General features: G+C 69.7%; 11 protein-coding genes. 6 read left to right on the top strand and 5 right to left on the bottom strand.

Annotation, left to right across the window (positions count from 1 at the left end; all coding sequences use genetic code 11):
• Window positions 1-34: 34 nt before the first annotated feature.
• Window positions 35-2698, top strand: coding sequence for a beta-ketoacyl synthase N-terminal-like domain-containing protein (locus AB0J90_RS24875; RefSeq protein WP_363599611.1), 2664 nt, complete (start codon window positions 35-37; stop codon window positions 2696-2698).
• A gap of 17 nt (window positions 2699-2715) precedes the next feature.
• A complete protein-coding gene (locus AB0J90_RS24870; RefSeq protein WP_363599609.1) occupies window positions 2716-8157 on the top strand; it encodes an amino acid adenylation domain-containing protein in 5442 nt (1813 codons plus the stop codon).
• A 310-nt stretch (window positions 8158-8467) separates the two neighbouring features.
• Here the strand turns inward: AB0J90_RS24870 and AB0J90_RS24865 are convergent, their stop codons facing one another.
• Window positions 8468-9202 (bottom strand): alpha/beta hydrolase, encoded by a 735-nt coding sequence (locus tag AB0J90_RS24865; RefSeq protein ID WP_363599608.1) that lies wholly within the window; start codon window positions 9200-9202, stop codon window positions 8468-8470.
• A 397-nt stretch (window positions 9203-9599) separates the two neighbouring features.
• Here AB0J90_RS24865 and AB0J90_RS24860 point away from each other — a divergent pair, with 397 nt between their 5' ends.
• A complete protein-coding gene (locus AB0J90_RS24860) occupies window positions 9600-11996 on the top strand; it encodes a penicillin acylase family protein (protein WP_363599606.1) in 2397 nt (798 codons plus the stop codon).
• Between the two features lie 17 nt (window positions 11997-12013).
• On the opposite strand, the gene AB0J90_RS24855 is transcribed toward AB0J90_RS24860, so the two are convergent.
• Entirely contained in the window at window positions 12014-12811 is a 798-nt protein-coding gene (locus AB0J90_RS24855; protein WP_363599604.1) for an SAM-dependent methyltransferase, read from the bottom strand.
• Window positions 12812-13062: 251 nt separating this feature from the next.
• Between AB0J90_RS24855 and AB0J90_RS24850 the strand changes: the two genes are divergently transcribed.
• Complete coding sequence (locus tag AB0J90_RS24850; protein WP_363599602.1) at window positions 13063-16959, top strand: LamG-like jellyroll fold domain-containing protein; 3897 nt, start codon at window positions 13063-13065, stop codon at window positions 16957-16959.
• Between the two features lie 188 nt (window positions 16960-17147).
• Here AB0J90_RS24850 and AB0J90_RS24845 read toward each other — a convergent pair whose 3' ends face one another.
• Together AB0J90_RS24845 and AB0J90_RS24840 are read right to left on the bottom strand one after the other, a co-directional pair.
• The gene (locus AB0J90_RS24845; RefSeq protein WP_363599600.1) at window positions 17148-18092 is read right to left on the bottom strand and encodes an acyltransferase domain-containing protein; all 945 of its coding nucleotides are present in this window, start codon (window positions 18090-18092) and stop codon (window positions 17148-17150) included.
• Between the two features lie 134 nt (window positions 18093-18226).
• Window positions 18227-18451 (bottom strand): hypothetical protein, encoded by a 225-nt coding sequence (locus tag AB0J90_RS24840; protein WP_363599598.1) that lies wholly within the window; start codon window positions 18449-18451, stop codon window positions 18227-18229.
• A 29-nt stretch (window positions 18452-18480) separates the two neighbouring features.
• On the opposite strand from AB0J90_RS24840, the gene AB0J90_RS24835 reads away from it, so the two are divergent.
• Both AB0J90_RS24835 and AB0J90_RS24830 read left to right on the top strand, forming a co-directional pair.
• Entirely contained in the window at window positions 18481-19032 is a 552-nt protein-coding gene (locus AB0J90_RS24835) for a hypothetical protein (protein WP_363599596.1), read from the top strand.
• Window positions 19033-19117: 85 nt separating this feature from the next.
• Window positions 19118-19471, top strand: a complete 354-nt coding sequence (locus tag AB0J90_RS24830; protein ID WP_363599594.1) for a nuclear transport factor 2 family protein — start codon at window positions 19118-19120, stop codon at window positions 19469-19471.
• A gap of 126 nt (window positions 19472-19597) precedes the next feature.
• Here AB0J90_RS24830 and AB0J90_RS24825 read toward each other — a convergent pair whose 3' ends face one another.
• Window positions 19598-20431 carry a patatin-like phospholipase family protein gene (locus AB0J90_RS24825; RefSeq protein WP_363599592.1) on the bottom strand — a complete coding sequence of 278 codons (834 nt, stop codon included), beginning with the start codon at window positions 20429-20431 and terminating at the stop codon, window positions 19598-19600.
• Window positions 20432-20612: the final 181 nt, after the last annotated feature.

Genomic DNA, 20612 nt, shown 5'->3' with positions numbered 1-20612 from the left:
ACCCTTGCCAACTGAACCGAATGATTGGCGGAAGATGTACGAGGACTCTGCCGACGAGGACATGCAGACCGCCGTGGCCGTCATCGGTTTGGCTGCCCGGATACCCGGCGTCGCGGACCTCGACGACTTCTGGGCCGCCCTCGTTTCGGGCCGCGATCTGACCACTCGCTTCGACTCCCGACGCCGGTACGGCGTGGTCGCCGACGCCGATCGGTTCGACGCCGCGTTCTTCGGCATGGCGCCGAGGGATGCGCGGCTGCTCGACCCGCAGGACCGGGTGTTTCTCGAGTGCGTCTGGGAGGCCCTGGAGCACGCCGGCTACGACCCCGGCACCTACCCGGGCACCATCGGCCTGTACGCGGGAAGCAGCGAAACCGACCATCTCGCCGAACTGCGTTCGCAGCGGCACCGGTTCCCGGAGACGACGGACGAGCAGATCCGGCTCGCCGGCAGCCGGGACTTCCTCACCGGCCGGGTGGCGTACAAGCTGAACCTGCGCGGCCCGGCCGTCACCGTACACACCGCCTGCTCCACCTCGGCTGTCGCCGTACATCTGGCATGCCAGGCCCTGCTCGGCGGCGAATGCGACATGGCCCTGGCGGGTGGGGTCGCGCTACGTGGAGCGACCGGCGCCGAGGACGGTGACGACCTGCTCTCACCGGACGGCTACTGCCGGCCCTTCGACGCGGACGCCGACGGCATGGTCGGCGCCGACGGGGCGGGAATCGTCGTCCTCAAGCGGCTGTCCGACGCGCTCGCCGACCGGGACCACATCGACGCCGTACTCATCGGGTCGGCGCTGAGCAACGACGGCTCGGACAAGGTGGGTTTCACCGCGCCGAGCGTGACCGGACAGGTGACCGCGACCCGGACCGCGCATCTCGTCGCGGGCGTAGCCCCGGACACGATCGGGTACGTCGAGGCACACGGAACCGGCACCAAGATCGGCGACACGATCGAGGTCCGCGCACTGTCGGAGGCGTTCGGACCGGGATCGCCGCACAGTTGCCTGCTCGGCTCGGTCAAGTCAAACATCGGCCACACCGACGCCGCGGCGGGCGTGATCGGCTTGATCAAGGTGGTGCTGTCGCTGCGTCACGGCCTCATCCCGGGCACGGCGCACTTCCGCCGCCCCAACCCGCTCCTCGACCTCTCGGCCGGCCCGTTCACGGTGACGAACGAGGCGACGCCGTGGCCACCGGGTGACGGCCCCCGCCGAGCCGGGGTCAACTCCACCGGGATCGGCGGGACCAACGCCCACCTCGTCGTACAGGAGGCGCCCAGCGCACACGGATTCCCCGACGACGGCCGCTACCACCTCTTGCCGCTGTCGGCGCGTACCGCGCCAGCACTCGCGGAGTCGGCGGCCCGGCTGCGCGACCGGCTCCAACGGGACCGGGTCGCCGTGGCCGACGTGGCATGGACCCTGCAAACCGGCCGGGCGGCGTTCGCCCACCGCGCCTTCGTGGTGTGCCGTGACCGCGAGGAAGCGGTCCGGGCCCTGACGGACCTGGCCGAACCTCCGCATGCCCCGGTGGAGTCTTCGGCGGAGACGCCGCACGTCGCGTTCCTCTTTCCCGGCCAGGATGGCCGGCACGTGGGCATGGCACGCGAGCTGTATCTGCAGGAGACGGCCTTTCGCGCGACCGTCGACGACTGCGCGGCTCAGGCCGGCGCGGACCTCGGGCTGGACCTGCGGCAGGTGCTGTATCCGGAGCCCGGCGCCGAGGCGGAGGCGCAGACGCGAATGTCCACGATGGCCGTCGGCCAGCCCGCACTCTTCGCCGTCCAGCACGCCATGGCCGAACTGTGGATGTCCCGTGGGATCAGCCCGAACGTCGTACTCGGGCACGGCCTGGGTGGATTCGCCGCCGCCGTCTCGGCCGGAGTGCTCGACCGGGCCGACGCGCTGTCGCTGGTGCTCACCCGGAGTCGGCTCCTGGACCACTCGGCCCCCCTCGACGACATCCTCGATGAGTACGCCGACGCCGTGGCGTCGGTGCGGTTGAGCCCACCGCGGCTCCCGTGGATCTCCGACCGGACCGGCACGCCGGTCACCGCGCGCGACGCGTGCGACCCGGCCTTCTGGACCGGTCACCTGCGCGACACCGCCCGCTTCCCCGACGCCTTGGAGACCCTGCTCGCCAGCTCCGCCGGGATCCTGCTGGAGATCGGCCCGGGGGAGATGCTCGCCACCCCGGCCCGGCCGCACCCCGGCCGTACGATCGTTCGCAGTCTGCCGGGAGGAGGCGGGGGCGCCGCCGAGTCGCTCCGCGCCACCGGCCAGATGTGGCAGGCCGGGCTGCCGGTGCGCTGGTCCGCGCTGCACCACGGTCGGCCGCCCCGACGTGTCCCGCTGTCCACGTACCCGTTCCAACGCGAGCGGTTCACGTTGGACGACTCCACTCCCATGCCGGCGCTCGTGTCACCGGACGTGGCGGAGCGGGCGACGACCGATCCGTCCACGGAGGTCGAAAAGGCGATCGCCGAGGTGTGGCGCGAGGTGCTCCGAGTGCCGCACGTGGGCATCGACGACGACTTCTTCGAGCTCGGCGGTCACTCTCTGCACGCCACACGCGTGCTGGCCGGGCTGGGTTCCGCGCTGGGCCCGGACGCCCCTCGACTCACGATCATGGATCTCTTCGACAACTCCACGATCCGCGAACTCGCCGCGCTCGTGAACAGAGAGCCCCGATGACCTCCGGAGGACGTCCCATGAGCGACCTGAACGAGTTGCCTCCGGCGCCGACGACGATCCCCGTCCTGCCCGACGGAGAACCGGTGATGTCGTTCGCCCAGGAACGCCTCTGGTTCATGGACGCGTACGCGCCCGGCACGACGGCGTACACGATCCCCGAGGCCTGGCGGCTGCACGGCCCGGTCGATCCGGCGGCGCTCGCCGAGGCGTTGAACCGGGTCGCGGCCCGGCACGAGCCGTTGCGGACCCGCTTTCCCGCGACCGTGGACGGCCGGCCCGTCGTGCTCGTCGAGGAGGTCGGCGCGATCCCGCTCACCACCGCGGAGGCCGGCTCACACGACGCCGTGAGCGCGCTCCTCGACGCCTTCATGGCGGAACCGTTCGACCTCGCCACCGGCCCCGTGGCGCGGGGGATGCTGATCACGATCACCGCAGACGAGCACGTGTTCGCGCTCGCGGTCCATCACATCGCCGCCGACGGCTGGTCCACCGAGCTCCTCCTCGACGAGGTGCTGGCCTGCCTGGCCGGCGACCCACTGCCGGACCTGCCGGTCCGCTACCGCGACTTCGCCGCGTGGCAACGCGCCCTGCCCGACACCGAGCAGGATGTGACGTACTGGCGCGAGCAGCTCGCGGGCGTCGCGCCACTGGAACTGCCGACCGACCGGCAGCGGCCACCGGTGCCGACGTACGCCGGCGCCGCGTACGAGTTCTCGGTCGCGCCGAGTGTGCTCGCCGAGTTGTTCCGGCTCGGACGCAAGCAGCGGGCCACGCCGTACATGGTGCTGCTGGCGGCGTTCGTGGTCCTGCTGGGCCGCCGGGCGCAGCAGGACGACGTCACGATCGGGTCGCCGACTGCCGGCCGGCCGGTACCCGAGCTCGACGACCTCGTCGGCTGTTTCGTCAACATGGTGACGCTGCGGGTCGACTCCTCGGGCGACCCGACGTTCGTGGAACTGCTCCAGCGGGTCCGCGCCACGGCGGGGCACGCCTTCGCCCACCAGGAAGTGCCGTTCGAGCGTCTGGTCACCGAGTTGAACGTGCCGCGGGAGGTGTCCCGTTCGCCGCTGTTCCAGGTGGTCTTCTCCATGCAGAGCTACGAGGCGGCCGAGCGGAGCAACCCGACGATCACGGTCACCGAGGACGTCCACATCTCGTACTGCGTGACCCGGTTCGACCTCGAGCTCCACACCGCCGGTAACGGCGACTTCCTGATGACCTACAACACCGCGTTGTTCACCGCGGATTCGATCGAGCGCCTGGGCGCGCACTTCCGGGTCCTCCTGGAGGGTATCGCCGCCGACCCGCACGTTCCGATCTCGAGCCACGAGCTGCTCACGGCAGACGAGCGCGCGCAGCGCGTACGTTGGAACGACACGAGCGCCGACCTCGGCGCGCATCAGCTCCTGCATGAACCGGTCGAAGCGCAGGCGCGCAGGGCACCCGACCACCCGGCGGTGATCCACCCCGGTGGCCGGCTCTCGCACGCCGAGGTCGACCGGAGGGCCGATCACCTCGCGGCGCGGCTGACCGGCTCCGGGGTGACGAGGGGCGACCTGGTGGCCGTCGTGATGGGGCGGGGGTGGGAGCAGGTCGTCGCGGTGCTGGCGATCAACAAGGCCGGCGCCGCCTACCTGCCCGTCGACGCCGACCTGCCCGAGCGTCGCCGCGACGAACTCATCGCGCGCGGCGGCTGCACCGTGGCACTCACCCAGGCGGCGCTGCGTTCGCGGCTGGACTGGCCAGACGGGCTGGTGGTGTTGCCTGTCACCGAGGAGTCGGGTGGCTCGGCGCCGGCCTGTACCGCCGAGCCCGACGACCTCGCCTACGTGATCTTCACGTCGGGCTCGACCGGCACGCCGAAAGGCGTGATGATCGAGCACAGGGCCGCGTTGAACACCGTCCGCGACGTCACCGCGCGGTTCCGGGTGGGACCCGACGACCGGGTCTTCGCCCTGTCCGCCCTGAGCTTCGACCTGTCGGTCTACGACGTCTACGGCACGCTGGCGGCCGGCGCCACGCTGGTTATGGGACTTCCCGAGGAGGACAAGGACCCGGCCGCGTGGGCGCGGATCGTCACGCAGCGGCGGATCACCGTGTGGAACTCGGTACCCGCACTGATGGAACTGCTGGTCGAGCACGCCGAGCTGGAAGGGACCGACATCAGCTCGCTGCGGCTGGTGATGATGTCCGGCGACTGGATCCCGCCGACGCTGCCCGACCGCATCCGCGCGCTCGCCCCGGACGCCGAGATCATCAGCCTCGGCGGAGCGACCGAGGGGTCGATCTGGTCGATCTGCTACCCGATCGGAGCCGTCGACCCGTCGTGGTCTTCGATCCCGTACGGGCGCCCGATGACAAACCAGCAGTTCCACGTCCTCGATCGCGGGATGTGCGACGTGCCGGTCGGCGTGCCTGGCGACCTTTACATCGGGGGCGTCGGCGTGGCATCCGGTTACTGGAGGGATCCGGAGCGGACCGCGGCGGCGTTCGTCACCCACCCGCGCACCGGCGCTCGTCTCTACCGGACCGGCGACCTCGGCCAATACGGGCCCGACGGCGTGATCGAGTTCCTCGGCCGGGCCGACGCCCAGGTCAAGATCCGCGGCTACCGGATCGAGCTCGGTGAGATCGAGGCCCACCTGACCCGCCATCCCGAGGTCGCCGAGTGCGTGGTGACCACGTACGGGACGGGCAACGCCGCCCAACTCGTGGCGTACGTCGTTCCCGACCCCGGAGCCGTTCCCGATCCCGGAGCCGTTCCCGATCCCGGAGCCGTTTTCGACCCCGGAGCCGTTCCCGACCCCGCGCGGCTGCGGTCGCACCTCGCGGCGGCGCTACCGGCCTACATGGTCCCCAACTCGTTCGTCACGTTGCCCCGGCTGCCGCTGACCGCGAACGGCAAGGTGGACCGCGGGCGGTTGCCCGCGCCGGAAGCGCCCGTCGGCGGGGAGGCCGGGCGGGTGCCGCCGCGCACCGACTCGGAGCGGATGATCCACGCGGTGTGGGCGGACGTCCTCGACGGGGCCGATGTCGGGATCGACGACAACTTCTTCACGGTCGGCGGCCACTCCCTGCTCGCGATCAAGGTGGTCGAACGGCTGAGACGCGCGACGGCGGACGGCACCTCGATCGCCGTGATGGACCTGTTCACCCACGCGACGATCCGGCGGCTCGCCGCCCTGCTCGACGGTAAGACGTCGACGGAGCGCGGGCTCCTGCACCGGCTGACGCCTGACCCGTCGTCCGAGGCCGAGCTCAGCTACGTCGCCGTTCCGTACGGTGGAGGCAGCGCGATGGTGTACAAATCGCTGGCGGACGAACTGCCGGGCACGTACGCGCTGTGGTCGGTCGCCATCCCCGGCCACGACCCGGGAATCGACGAGCAGCGCGCACCGCTCGAGGAGGTCGCCGCGCGGTGCGTGCAGGAGATCCAGGAGAGGGTCGCCGGCCCGATCGCGCTCTACGGGCACTGCGGTGTCGGCTCGGCACTCATCGTCGAGATCGCCAGAAAACTCGAGGCGGCCGGCCGCGTCCCGGAGGCGGTCTACATCGGTGCGATCTTCCCGTTCGCCCGGCCGGGCCGGGGCCTGCTCGGCGAGCTGGGCCGGCTCACCAATGCGGACACGTCGCGCAGCGACCGCGCCTATGCGGACGGGCTGACCGGGCTCGGGCTCGACATGAGCGACATCGATGCCGCGCAGGCCCGGCTCATCGTCCACAACACCCGCCGCGACACCGAAGCGGCCGAGGACTACTTCACGCGGCTTTTCGACAGCCCGGTGGAGCGGCTGCGGGCGCCGGTCATCAGCGTGGCGGGGGAGCAGGACCCGGCGTCCGACTTCTACCAGGAGCGCTTCCGCGAGTGGCACTTCCTCAGCGACACCACCGCCGTGGTGCTGCTCGACGAGGCGGGTCACTTCTTCCAGAAGCACCGCGCGGCCGAACTCGCCGAGATCGTGACGACCACCCATCCGGCCGTCTCCACCGGGGAGCCGGCCAGCGGGGACGGGTGGCGGCTGCTCGAAGTCTCGCGCGCGGACTCGCCCGACGCATCCGACGGGCCCAGGCCGGCGATGCATCGTTTTCTCGCGGTGGCGGCGGCGCAACTCGTCTCCATCAGCGGCTCGGCGCTGGCCGCGTTCGCGATCGCGATCTGGATCCTCCTGACCACCGGCTCGCCCGGCCAGTTCGCCCTGTCCGCCGTGGCCGGGCTGGTGCCCGGGCTGCTTGTCGCGCCGCAGGCCGGCGGGGTGGTGAACCGCCGCGATCGTCGCACGGTCATGCTCGCCGGAGCCGTCTGCGCGGCCGGGGTCCAGTTGACGCTCGGCCTGCTGTCGTGGACCGGAAGCCTGCAGATCTGGCACACCTATCCGCTGCTCGCGCTCCTGTCGGTAGCACTCACCTTCCAGCGGCTCGCCGCCGACTCCGCGGTGCCACAACTCGTTCCCAAGCGATACCTCGGTCATGCCGCCGGTGCCGTCCAGGTCGCGACGACGACCGGCCGCCTGTTCGTGCCGGTCGCGGCCGTCGGGCTGACGGCCGTCGTGGGTTTGAGGAGCATCCTCGTCCTCGTCGTGCTGAGCTACGCGGTCGCGATCACCGTCACGCTCCTGGTCCGTTTCCCGCCCATGATGGCGGGGCCGGCAGAGTTGGTGACGGCCGAGATCAAAACCGGTTTCCGGTACGCCCGGGGCGACGCCCCGATCCGCCGGATGCTGATCTTCTTCGGGCTGCTCAACGTCCTCCTGTCGCCGCTGTTCCTGCTGGTCCCACCGCTGGTGCTGGGGATCGGCCGGCTTGCCGACATCGGTTGGATCCTGCTCGGCGCGGGACTGGGAGGCGTGCTGGGCGGCCTCGTCATGAGGGCGTGGGGCGGCCCGGCGCGGCGCCGGATGCGAAGCGTGCTGCTGTACACGTTGTGCCTGGCCGCATTCGGTCTGGTGGCCGGCCTGCAAGCGAACCTGGTGACGATCGGCCTCGGCGTGTTCGGTATGTCATTCATGCTGACGGTGATCGACGGGATCCGTACCGCGATCGTGGAGGTCAAGGTTCCGCAGCGGTTCCACGGCCCGGTGTTCGCACTCAACACGATGATCGCGTGGTCGGCGTTGCCGATCGGCTTCGGGCTGCTAGTGGCCCACGCGTCGAAGCTTCTCGAACCGTTGCTGTCCCCGGGCGGCGCGCTCGCCCTGACCGCCGGCGCGGTGATCGGCACCGGGCAGGGACGGGGAATCGCGCTGCTGTACGTACTGCTCGCGATAGCCATCATGCTGCTGGCGGTGACGGCGCTGGGCACCAGGCTGCCCCAACTCGTCGACGACGGTCCCGACGCCACGCCAGACGACCTGATCGGACTCCGGGCGCTGGGCCGCGGTCCGCTGATCCCCGCGCAGGACTCCCGTCCGTCTCCCGCAATCTTGTCACCCGGTGTGTCGGGCGGCGGTGATCAATCGTGAGTCGGGTGGCAGGAGCTTCCGCGTCTTCGTAGCCCAGCGAATAGAGGGACCGTCAACATGGTCGACGGTGAGCGGCTCGTCGCCGCGTTCGTCGCGGCGGACCGGTTCGACGACGCGCTTACGCTGGCGACCCGGCTCGACCCGAGTCAGCAGCAGCGCTGGGGACATCACCGCGGTCGACCGCTACCGGCGGGAACCAAAAGTCCAGCGGTTGTGGATCTCGCTGGCCGGTGTCAGCGAGGAAGGGCCGGCGCCGGCCCTCGCCGCCTATTGCTTGCTGCTGTCCTGGCGGCGAGGCCCCGGCCCGCGGCTAGCGCAGATGCCGGGCGAAGAACCCGGCCGCGTCCTCCCCAGCGAACTGCGGGACACCGGTGTGTCCGCCCATGTTGGCGTGCAGCGTTTTCTCCTTGGAGCCGAAGGCGTCGAACAGGTCCAGGGCCGCCTGCCGGTCGTTGCCTTCGTCATCCCATTGGAGCAGGACATGCAGCGGAATGGTGACCTGTCGGGCCTCCTCGAACATGGTGCGGGGCACGAAACTTCCGGCGAAGAAGCCGGCCGCCACGATGCGCGGCTCGACCACCGCGAGCCGGATGCCCACGGAGATCACTCCCCCCGAGTACCCGACCGGGCCGCCGATCCCGGGCAGCGACAATAGGGCATCCAGGGCGGCCTGCGATTCCGGGACCGCCCTGTCGACGAGCGGGAGGACGAGGGCGTCGACGATCTCGGCGCTGACCGGCTCGCCGGCCTCCAACGCCCGGCGCAGGTCGGCGCGGGCCTCCTCGATGGCGGCCCAACGGGGCCGGTCACCGCTGCCGGGGAGCTCGATGGTGGCGGCGGCGAAGCCATCCGCTACGGAGCGCCGGGCCCGAGCCGCCAGACGGGGGTACATCTTGCGCAGTCCGAGCGGGGGGTGGCCGAGCAGGATCAGCGGGACCGGTGCGGTCGCGGATCCGGGCGTCCACAGGATGCCGGGGATGTCGCCGAGGGTGAATTCGCGTTCGAGGACGCCGTCATCGAGGCGCTGCTCGGTTGTGAATCGCATGGTCGTGCCTTTCGGGAGTGCTCGTGAACGGCGCTCCCGGACGACCTATCGTCCGACCGTGACCCCAGAGGGGAGCACCCATGTCGAAACGTTCACGGGTACCACCTCCTCGGTCTCTCGCACGGCCTCCGAAAAGCTAGCAGCGGCCGCCGTGATCCGCCAAACGTGTTTTCTGCGCAGGTGCGCTCACCTCCCAACAGCAGCGAGTCCTTCAGGACCTGCTCGAGCAAGCGATCACCCGTCCGTGAGCCGATAACCGAGCCTGCTGGGCATCGATCGCCCCCTAATCGAGCTCGCTGCATATCCTGTGGGCGTACGTCCACGGTATGCCGGCCGATCTGGGTTGGGTTCCGCGGACTGACGCGCGGCCACGCGATCCCATGTGACCGTTCTGGCCATGACGGAGACAGTCGAACCACGTGCCCGGTGCGGCCGCTACGGATGGCGGACCGTCGCGTTGGTGCTGGCCCTGGCGGGGCTCGGCGGAGTGGGCCAGACCTCGGCCGGTGCTTCGGCGGCGGGGGAGAGCGGAGATCCCCCGCCGGGCGGGGCGGTGGTACGCCGGACCGAGCACGGTATCCCGCACATCGTCGCCCGCGACTACCGCGGACTCGGACTGGGGGCGGGGTTCGCATTCGCCGAGGACAACCTGTGTGCCTTCGCCGACAACGTGCTGACCCTGTCCGGTCAGCGGTCGCGCTGGTTCGGCTCCGACGACGGCAATCTCGCCAGCGACATCTACCACACCTGGGTCAACCAGTCCCGAACGGTGGAGCGGCTACTGGCCGGCCCACCGCCGATCGGGCCATCGTCGCAGGCCCGGGAACTGGTCCGGGGGTACGCCGCAGGCTACAACCGGTACCTGGCCGAGCGGACGGTGGCGGGGTTGCCGGATGCCGCCTGCCGTGGGGCGGGGTGGGTACGTCCGATCACGGATCTGGACGTGTGGCGTCGGGCGTACCAGATCGCGGAGCTCAACGGCGGCGAGGCCGCCAGCTACGCGATCGCGAACGCCGCGCCACCCGGCACCGCGGTCGACCGTGCCGTCCGGCCGGCGGCGGGTGCGTCGCTCTGGCCGCGCAGCGCGGCGGGTGCACCGTCTTCGCCCCGCACCACGGCAGGGTTGGCCAGCAACGCCATCGGGGTCGGCCGGGCGGCGTCGGCCGGCCGTACCGGGCTGCTGCTGGCCAATCCGCACCTGCCATGGAACGGTGACCTGCGCCTGTACCAACAGCATCTCACCATTCCCGGCGAGCTCGACGTCAGCGGTGCCGGGTTCTACGGTCTGCCGGTGGTGAACATGGGCCACAACGACCGGCTGGCCTGGAGTCATACCGCGTCGACCGCGCAGACCACGACGATGGCCCGGCTCACGCTCGTTCCCGGCGACCCGACCAGCTACCTCGTGGACGGCCAGCCGCGTCGGATGGAACAGACCACGGTCAGGGTCGCCGTGCGGCAGGCCGACGGACAGCTCGGTCACGTCGGCCACCGGATCTACCGAACACCGGACGGCCCGATCGTCGCCGGCGGGTCGGTGCCCTGGTCGGAGGAGCACGCGTACGCGATGCGCGACGCGAACGCCGGCAATCTGCGCGTCCTCGACCAGACGTTGGACATCGGCCGTTCCCGCGACGTGACACGGTTGCACCGGTCGTTGACCCGGCACCTCGGCATCCCGTGGGCGAACACGATCGCCGCCGACGCCGACGGTGCCGCGTATTTCAGCGGGGTGCAGGTTGTTCCGCACGTCAGCGACGAGCTGATCGGCCGTTGCGGCAGCAGGACCGAGTACGGCGAAATCGTCCTCGACGGCAGCCGCTCCTCCTGCGGTTGGGGCAGCGACGCGGACGCGCTGGCCCCCGGCCTCTTCGGCCCGGGCCGGCTGCCGACGCTGATCCGTACCGACACGGTCAGCAACATGAACGACAGCCCCTGGTTGACCAACCCGGCAGCGCCGATCACCGGTTACCCCTCGATCGTCGGGGACGTCGGCACCGAACGCATCGCGCGTACCCGGTTGGGTCTCGACATGATCGCCGACCGGCTGGACGGCAGCGACGGCCTCGGCCCGCCCGGCTTCACCCTCGCCTCCCTCCAAGCCACGATGCTGGGCAACCGCAACCTCGTCGCGGAAGAGGGCCGCGCGGCGGTCGTGGCGATGTGCCGGACCAACCCGATCCTGCCGGATCCCGACGGAGACCCGGTCGACGTACGCGGAGCGTGTGCCACCCTCGCCGCCTGGGACGGGCGGGGTGACCTCGACAGCCGGGGAGCGTACCTCTGGCAGAAGTTCGTCCAGCGCGCCACGTTCCGGGGTGCCGACCTGTACGCCGTGCCGTTCGACCCGGCCGATCCGGCGCGTACGCCCCGGGGCGTGGCAGCGGACCGGCCGGAGGTGAGGTCCGTGTTCGCGGAGACGGTGCGGCTCTTCGGTCTGGCCGGTGTGCCGGTCGACGTGGCCATGGGCAGCCAGCAGCACTACGCGGGGGTGCCGCTCCACGGTTGCGCCGACGGGTGTTTCAACGTCATCACCGACGAGTGGGAGCCGACTGCGGGCGAGTCGCTGCCGGACGTGGCGCACGGGTCGACTTTCATCATGGCCGTCGAGCTCACCGCGGCCGGGCCGCGCACCCGAACGCTGCTCACGTACGGCCAGTCCGGCAACGTGGGCTCGCCGTACCGCACGGACCAGGCCCGCCGGTACGCCGCGAAGCGGTGGGTCACCGAACGGTTCACCCCGGCCGAGATCGCCAGCGACCCGGCGCTGACGGTCCGTACGCTCCGCCGTTGACCGACCGCGCGGCCGTCCTACGGCTTGCGGGCCACACCGCAATACTGGTTGACGTCGATGTCGCGGGTGTCTGGTCCGGGACGCCATCGTGAGCAGGACACGACGCCGGGCGGAAGCAACTCGAGGCCGTCGAAGAAGCGTGCGATCTCGGTGGAACTGCGGTAGCCGATCTTCGGCGTGCCGTGCTCGTTCCAGAACCCGACGATGTCGTCGGCTTCGGCCCGGTTGATGTCGTGACAGCCGTGCGCGATGGCCAGGTAGCTGCCCGACGGCACCGCGTCGACAAGCCGCCGCACGACATCTCGTGCCTCATCGTCGTCGAGGATGAAGTGCAGGATCCCCAGCAGGGTGATCGCCACCGGCTTGTCCAAGTCGAGGGTGCGCCGGGCTGCACGCAGGATCGTGTCCGGGTCGCGCAGGTCGGCCTCGATGTAGTCGGTGAGGCCTTCGGCGGTGCCGGTTAGCAGGGCACGGGCGTGTACGAGGACGAGTGGGTCGTTGTCGACGTAGACGATGCGTGACTCCGGGGCGATAGACTGTGCTACCTGGTGGGTGTTGTCCGCCGTGGGTAGGCCGGTGCCGATGTCCAGGATCTGGCGGATGCCCCGTTCGGCGACGAGGTGACCGACCATCCGGCGCAGGAAGGCACGGTCCTCGACGGCGAGGTCGATGATCTGTGGCAGACGCCTGGCGATCTCGTCACCGGCCGCCCGGTCCGAGGCGAAGTTGTCCCCGCCACCGAGCCAGTAGTTCCACAACCGTGCCGAGTGCGGTACGGAGGTGTCCAACCCCTGCTCTGCCCGACCATCTTCCACGACCCGATCCCCCCGTTCGTCGGACGTCTATGTGTCGAGGCATCCTCCCAGAACTTCGACCGGTCAAACCAGCGCGGTATTGTCGTGGCGCGCGGTGATCGACGGGTTCGATGCGCCTGGAGTGCCCGACGAGGCCCGCCGGGCTGTGTGACGTGTTCAGCCGGCATTCAGCGTTCTGCATGGACCAGGCCTCCTCCTGAGCGGCAGGGACTACCGACGGAGAGTCCCACTAGCCGAGCGAGAAGGCCGTGATGGACCGAAGACAAATCGCGATCAGTGTCGTGGTCGGTATGGCTGCGTCCCTGGTGGTTACCGTGCCCGCTACCGCCGCACCCGAGCCGACCGTCACCACCGAACCCGCCACCCCGACCGAAGCAACGTCGAGCCCGCCCGATCCGGTCCGGTTGGCGTTGGCCGAGGCAGACCGGCGACGCCAGCCGGTCGAGGTTCCCAGCCTGCACACCGAGAATTCGACCACGGTCGCCAACCCCGGCGGCAAGACGCTCGCCACCACCGTGCACGCCTACCCCGTACGGTTCGCCCGCGACGGCGGCTGGCGGGCGACGGACCTGACACTGGTCGCCGACGGCGGTTCGATCCGGCCGAAGTCCGCCAAGGACGAGGTACGGCTGTCTGCCGGCGGCGACACCGCGCTGCTGTCGGTGAAGACCGGGACCGGGGAGGCGAAGCTGTCGACGCCGACGCCGCTGCCCAAACCGGTGCTGTCCGGTGACACCGCGACCTATCCCGCCGCCTACGGACCGGACGTCGACCTCGTCGTGCGGGTCACGCCGGAAGGCATCCGCCACCGGATCGTCCTGCACCGCCGGCCCGCGAAATCGGTCGCGTTCGGACTAACGGTCGCTGCCGCGAAAGGTGTGCGCTACCGGGCGGGTGAGGTGGCCGACGACGGGGTGAAGGTGGCGGACCTGGTCCCACCACTTCTGCTGGATGCCGCCGCCGACCGGTCACCGGTGGCCGGTCGTACCGGCGAGGTGACCGTCGGGGTGAACTCCCAGGGCACCGAGCTGACCTACACACCGAGCGCGACGTTCCTGAACGACCCCGCCACCGCGTACCCGGTGGTCCTCGCTGGCGACCCGACGCCCTGGTTCGGACCGGGGTTCCCCACCGATGCGTTCGTGGCGACCGATAGCAGGTTCAGCACCGGTCGGTCCACGCAGTTCCGACAGGAGTTGCTGGCCGGGCGGAACAACTTCGACGGGGCGGTGTCGACCTACTACGTCTACCGCAGCTACCTGAAGTTCAACCTGACCGGCGCGCCGTTCTTCGGCCGACCCATCCTGAACGCCGACATGCGGCCGTGGAACTACATCACCACCGCCTGCGGCGCCTCGGCTGGCAACATCGCGGTACGTAGGGTGACCAGCGATTGGGCGTTGAACGCGAGTAGCCCCGTCGACCTGCGCTGGGACAACCAACCGGCCGTCACCACATCCGGGCAGACCCTCCTGGGCACCGGGGTGGGTCGCATCCTCAAGCGCAACGGCTCCTACCAGAACTGCAGTCAGCCCGCGCAGGAGTTGTACTACTCCATCGAGAGCATCGTCCAGTCCTGGGCGGACGGCTCGCCGAACTACGGCCTGCAGGTCGCCGCGAACAACGACAGCAGTGGCGGCTCCAACTACCGCGAGTACCTCTCCTCCGAGTGGTCCGGCGTCGACGGTCGCGGACCGGTGCTGTTCGTGGAGTACGAGGCTCCGGAGCCGAACAAGGTCGAGCCGTTCTTCATCCCGAGCCGCGCGGAGGATCCCGCTCCGACGGTCGCGGACATGATGGCCCACCGGATCGGGACGGACCGGGCGCCGACTCTGCCCGTACTGAGCGAGCAGGAGGCGCTGGCCCTGCGGCAGAACGCAGCCGCCGCGATCAAGCAGGATTCCGCGTACGGGTTGTACCCGCCCGCCGACATGTCGCGCGAGGAATGGCTCACCGACCTCGACCTGCCCTCGGGCGGTTGGGAACCGGAGCCGGACACCAGCCCACCGGTGGTGGTGTCCACCGTGCCGGGCACCGGGGCCGGCGACGTGCCGCTGGACACGCCGGTGACGGCGACGTTCGACGAGATCGTCACCGGAGCGGCGCTCACGGTGACGGACGGGGCCGGTGCCGCGGTTGCCGGCTCGGTGGCCGAGGAGGGGACCACCGTGACCTTCACACCGGCGCAGCCGTTGACCGCCGGAACCACCTACTCGGCGCAGGTGAGCGGCGCGAAGGACGTCGACGACAACGTCATGGCCGCGCCGCACGGGTGGTCCTTCACCACCGACGAGTCGACCCCGGCTCCGGTCGGCCTGGTGGCCGCGTACGGGATGGACGAAGGCTCGGGCACGACGGTCGGCGACCGGTCCGGCAACGCCAACACCGGCACTGCGACGGGTCTGACGTGGCGGGCGGGCAAGTTCGGCCGGGCACTGTCGTTCGACGGCGCCGACGAGAGCTGGGTGACCATCCCGGACAGCCCGTCGCTCAGGCTGACCGACGGCATGACAATCTCCGCCTGGGTACGCCCGACGAGTGTGGCTAGTTGGCGTACGGCGGTGATGAAGGACGGCCTGTACGGCTCCGCGTACGGGCTCTACGCCTCGAACGGGTTCACCCCGTCGACCTGGTTGCTCAACGGCGAGGAGGAGGAACACACCATCGTCGACGGCGAGCAGCCCCTGCCGGTGAACACGTGGAGCCACCTGGCCACGACCTACGACGGATCCACGGTTCGGCTCCTGGTCAACGGAGCCGAGGTCGCTTCGCTGCCGAGGACACGTGACCTGGTGGTCGACGACGGTGACCTGCACATCGGTGGCAACGGCATCTGGGGCGAGTTCTTCCAGGGGGCGATCGACGAGGTCCGGATCTACAACCGGGCCCAGACCGTCGAACAGGTACAGGCGGACATGAACGCCCCGGTCACCCCGGTCACCCCGGTCACCCGGGTCGCGCCGGCCGCGTCGGCTGCCCGGGCCCAGGCCGCGCTCGCCGACGAGCACCCGTACGAGCACCTGGAGCACGAGGACTGCGAGAAGAAGCTCGGAGGAAATGGCACGTTCCGGTACATCCCAAGTTCCTACTCGGTGTGCTACACGGGCAAGATCGGGGAGATCGAGACGAACGCCCAGGACACCCCGACGGGCCCGAAGTGGATCGCGCAGATCTCCGTCGTCGTGCACTCGTTCGTCGGTGACCTCAACGGCACCGCACGGGGCCTGCCGTCGGCCACCAGCAGGCAGATCAAGATATACGTACGGGTGAGCAAGTACCTGCCGACCTTGTGGCCCACGTCCATCACCCGGCCGGTGACCTTCCTCGCCAACAACTCCTCGAGCTGCAACTCGGACACACCTCTCGGCATCCAGAAGAGCATCGGTCAGTGGATCAACGCCCCGGACCAGACGATCACTCTCACCTCCCCCCAGGGCACCGCGCTGCCGGACTACAAGGCGTTCTGTGGGATACAGCCATCGCTGTTCTATCCGGAGTCCGATGGCGATCGCCGGCACGGCTGGCTCGACAACACACGGCTCGATTTCCGGTGTGACAGCTCGACCTTCTACAAGGGATACAAGGGCGGCTGTGTGGTGTGGTCGGTACGGCCGACGTGGGTCCTCAACGGCAACGAGGAAAAGTCGGAGCAGACCGCCGAGCACATCTGGGGTGCGCTCTACGATCCCCAGACAACCACACCACTGGCCCCCGGCAAGATCAAGCGAATCCCGGGGAAAATCAACCTGTCGGACCTGGGCTGCGCGAGCGCTACCGGCTGCCTGACCCGGACCACGTCAAACCGCAAGACGAAAGGCAGCGTGTCGTACCAGAACTACCAACGCGCGAAAAAGGAGTGCAAGCCGCTCGACAAGGCCGGCTACACCAGGCCGTCCTGCGACGAATACCCATTCGCCTCCACCCACCAGGGCGGCGCAAGCTCGGGGATCCACTTCTCCGCCGCCATTGTGGAACTTAGCGACAACTGCAGCGCCGGCGGCAAGCTCAACGGCTGGTACCGCGTCAACCGCATTCTCGAGTCCGACCCGTTCTGGGTCGACGTGGTGAAGAAGGGTGCCCCGACACCACCCGACGTGACCCACTCGGTGGTGACACCGGACGACCTCGCCGAATGCCTCCTGGTCTAGCCTCGGTCTAGCCCTCGTCGATCAGGGCCGATCCGGCAGGCCCGATCGCCGCGTCGGACGTGTACGCCCGTGACCGTGATCGGCCCGCCACCTACCCGGTGGCGGGCCGATCATGGATCAGCGCTGATCGGGCCGAAAGCACTGTTGGATCCGCACTCTCGACCACCCGCTCGGGCAACAACGAGGCACTAGATGGGGAAGCGACCGCGGCGCCAGCGCCAGTGGCGGCCAGCCCCCAGGTGGTCGACGACTGCGCGCTGGAGCACGTTGCGGCGCGGCAGCTGGTCGAGCGGCGTGGTCAGGGTGCGGAACACGAACCGCAGCACCTCGACGTCGGCGTCCAGCCCTTCCGGCTCCTCATAGGGCTCCAGCTCGAACCTCCGCTGAAATCGCGCGATGTTGGAGTCACCGGGCAGGTATTCCAGCAGTTGCGGGTCGAGCAGCCAAGAGCCGCAGGAGAATGCTGTGTAGCGCTCGTCGGGAAAGTGGCGAGGGAAGAACGCGCGGGCCTCGTCGAGCGACGCCTCGACCGCCTCCGGGGTCAACGGCCCCGATTCAGGGATGTGCAGGTCGATGGCGGTGCCGCCGCGCTGGTGCTGCAGCCGGCCCAGCTCGTAGATGCCGCCGCGCGCGTGCAGCGTCAGCCAGCTCTGCATGACCGGCCAGCCCTCGCGGTGCATCCGCCGGTCGATCGCCAGGTTGCGGCCCAGGTCCGCGAGGGTCGACCACGACACGGCGTCGGCGATGCCGTGGTCGCGGTGGTACTCCGTGACGACGTCGACCAGGGCCAGGTACGCGTACACGTAGAGATGCCGCCAGGCGGGACCCCGTTCGCGCGGCAGTGCCGGACCGGGCGACAGCCAGCTGTGACCCCCGAGATCGGCGCGGACCAGGGCGATCGAGCGGTCGAGCAGCCAGCGAAGCTCCGAGGTCCACAGCGGGGAGCCGGGGTCCGGCCAGCCCGCCATGATCTCGGCGGCGTCGTCCGGCCGGACCGCGAGCCGGTCGAGGATCGCCGGTGCGTCGGCCTTGGCGGGCAGCGGAGCCGACGGCCGGTCACCGGCGAGCCGGCGCACACGGTCGACTTCCTCGACGGGTACCCCCAGCCGGGCGGCGGTGTCGTCCAGATCCATACGGACGACCCTACCGACCGGTGGGGTCGCCGCGTCGAGGTCACGCCACCAAATGAAACCCACTCAGCCACCGCGTCTGATCGCCAGCCCGACAGGCAACACGCTCGGGCTGGCAACCTGTCGGGCTGGTTCGGTTAGGAGGGCAGCCGACCGGCACTGGTGTAGATGGACTTGTAGTCCAGATAGCCGCTCAGACCCTCGGGGTCGTACTCGCGGCCGTCGGCCTTCAGCGGGCCGAACGGCGAGATGAAGTCGATCGCGTAGTAGCTGACGCCGATCGCCCCAGGGCCTGTCGTCGAGCTGCGATCCGGTCCAGGATGCCTGTGGCGCTTGACGCATGTCACTACCTTGCTGTGCATAGCCGCAAGGTCGGAGGGATGCGTTGGAGATGGGGCAAGCAATCACGGCGCTGGCGACCCTGGGTGCCGTACTCGTAGGGGCGGCCGGAACATACGTCGTCGGCAGACTCGGGGACCGGGAGAGGTTCACCAGGGAGCTGCAAATCCGGTGGGATCAACGCCGACTGGACGCCTACGTCGCCTACATCTCCGCGGTGAAGTCGGCCGGCATTGTCGCGAATCAAGTTCATAAGCGGCGCATCGGTGGCGCATCGGAGGACGATCTTGATGTCCTGCTCCGGCAACTCGAAGAATTTGAGGTACGCAGGGCCGATCTCTTCGAGGTGCTACCCCTTCTGGCCGATGGCCCCACCATTGAGGCTGCTCACGAGCTGAATCACGCTGTATGGGAGCTTGAGCATCCAGCTCGGCAGGGAGTGAAGCTGGACGAGGAGGCTTGGTTCGCTGTCGCCGACAAGTGGATTACTGCTCTGAACAGCTTCCACTTCGCAGCTCGGTCGGGGCTCAACGTCCCCGGGCGATTCTCCAGGCGAGACACGGCGGCTCTGGTGGTGGCGCGGCCTGAACGGGCCAACCTCTAGCCTCGTGTGCTCTAAGCGCGTCAAAGTCGTTCTGCCGCGAGCGAACCGGCTTGTCTTGTAGCGGGGCGCTGTAGAGGATCGGCGGATGGATCTCCATACCGCCGAACGTCAACTCCAAGCAGCTCAGCGCGCCGCCGATGTCGAGTCCCTCGACGCGCTTCTGCACCCCCAGGTCGTGGCTGCTGGACCGGACGGCAAGATCTTTACGAAGGAAGACGACCTGGAAAGCTACCGCTCTGGGGCCCTGCGAATCACCAACTTGGTGGAGGAGTCGCTCGACGTCCAGGAAGACGGTGAGACCGGGGTGACCCGCACGGTCGCTGCGGTGGATGCCGTCCAGGGCGGTGCGGTTATGTCCGCGCGGTTGCGCTACACCCGGCTGTGGGTGCGTGAGGACGGCAACTGGCGGGTGTTGGCCGCCACCTTCGTCCCGGTCTAGTGAGCGCGTCAACTGTCGTGGGCCGGGTTCTCGACGTGGTGTAGGGCCAGGATGGGTTGCACGATCGCGCGTTGACGATGTGGACAGCCCGAAGGTCGATCGCTGCCTCCGGACCCGGTCCGTCCGTTATCGCCAGATCGCGCGGATCTGGTCCGCGATCGATGCGGCCTGGTCGTGTCCGGCGTGGGCTGCCGCCCGGCGTCGGGCGGGGTCGAGCATGTTGGGGCCGATCGCGGTGCGTGCTGCGGCGTCCGGTGTCACGACGATGCTCGGCACGCCGAGTGCTGCCGCCTGCGTCTGGGGGCGGTCCGAGCGGCGCAGGGCCGAGGTGGTGGGTGCGATCACGACCACCCGGCCGTGACCGGTCGCCAGGTCGACGTTGGCGACCGAGCGTACGCCGCCGTCCATGTACCGCCGTCCGTCGATAGTGACGGGTGGCCAGACCAGCGGGACGGCGCAACTGGCCGCTACCGCGTCGATCAGGGGCACGCCGCTGTCGCCACCGAAGACGACGTCCGCGCCGGTTTCGGCGTCGACGGCGGTCACCAGGAGCCGACGGTCGGGCCATTGCCGGTCGGGTACCCGCCGTTCGATGACCGCTCGCCGTTCCGCTTCGGGCATGGTCCTCGCCCGTAATGCTGCTCGCCCGAGCCAGGCTCGTCCGCGCCGCCGGTCGCCCGGCCAGGCCGCCGCGACCAGGAGACGGACCACGAGTCCTGCACCGATCCGGGCGGGGGTCTCACCGGGACCGCTGTTGATCTGGGCCGCGTAGATGTCCGCCAGGGGAGTGGCCCCGGTGAGTTGCGCGGCGACCACCGCGCCCGCGGAGGTGCCGATGACGGTGTCCGCGACGGTGAGGTCGACACCGTACTGGGCGAGGCCGTGCAGCAGGCCGACCTCCCACGCGACGCCGGTCACGCCACCGCCACCGAGAACCAGGGCCCGTCCATCGGTCGGCATCCACGCATTCTCGCACGGCGCCCATGTCGGGCTCGTCGGCTGGAAATTGCGGCTCCACGCCGCGGCCTGGCCCGCGTGTTCGTACCAGCCGCGCAACAGCAAAGCACTCTTGCCGAAACGATCGACGGATTACCATGTGCCATCCGTCTGATGATCAACCTGGGGAATCCTGTGCTGCTCT

The sequence above is a fragment of the Micromonospora sp. NPDC049523 genome, assembly GCF_040676775.1.
GTDB lineage: Bacteria > Actinomycetota > Actinomycetes > Mycobacteriales > Micromonosporaceae > Micromonospora_G.
The sequence above is the reverse complement of the archived record's forward strand: the minus strand, read 5'-3'. Positions and strand labels throughout refer to the sequence as shown.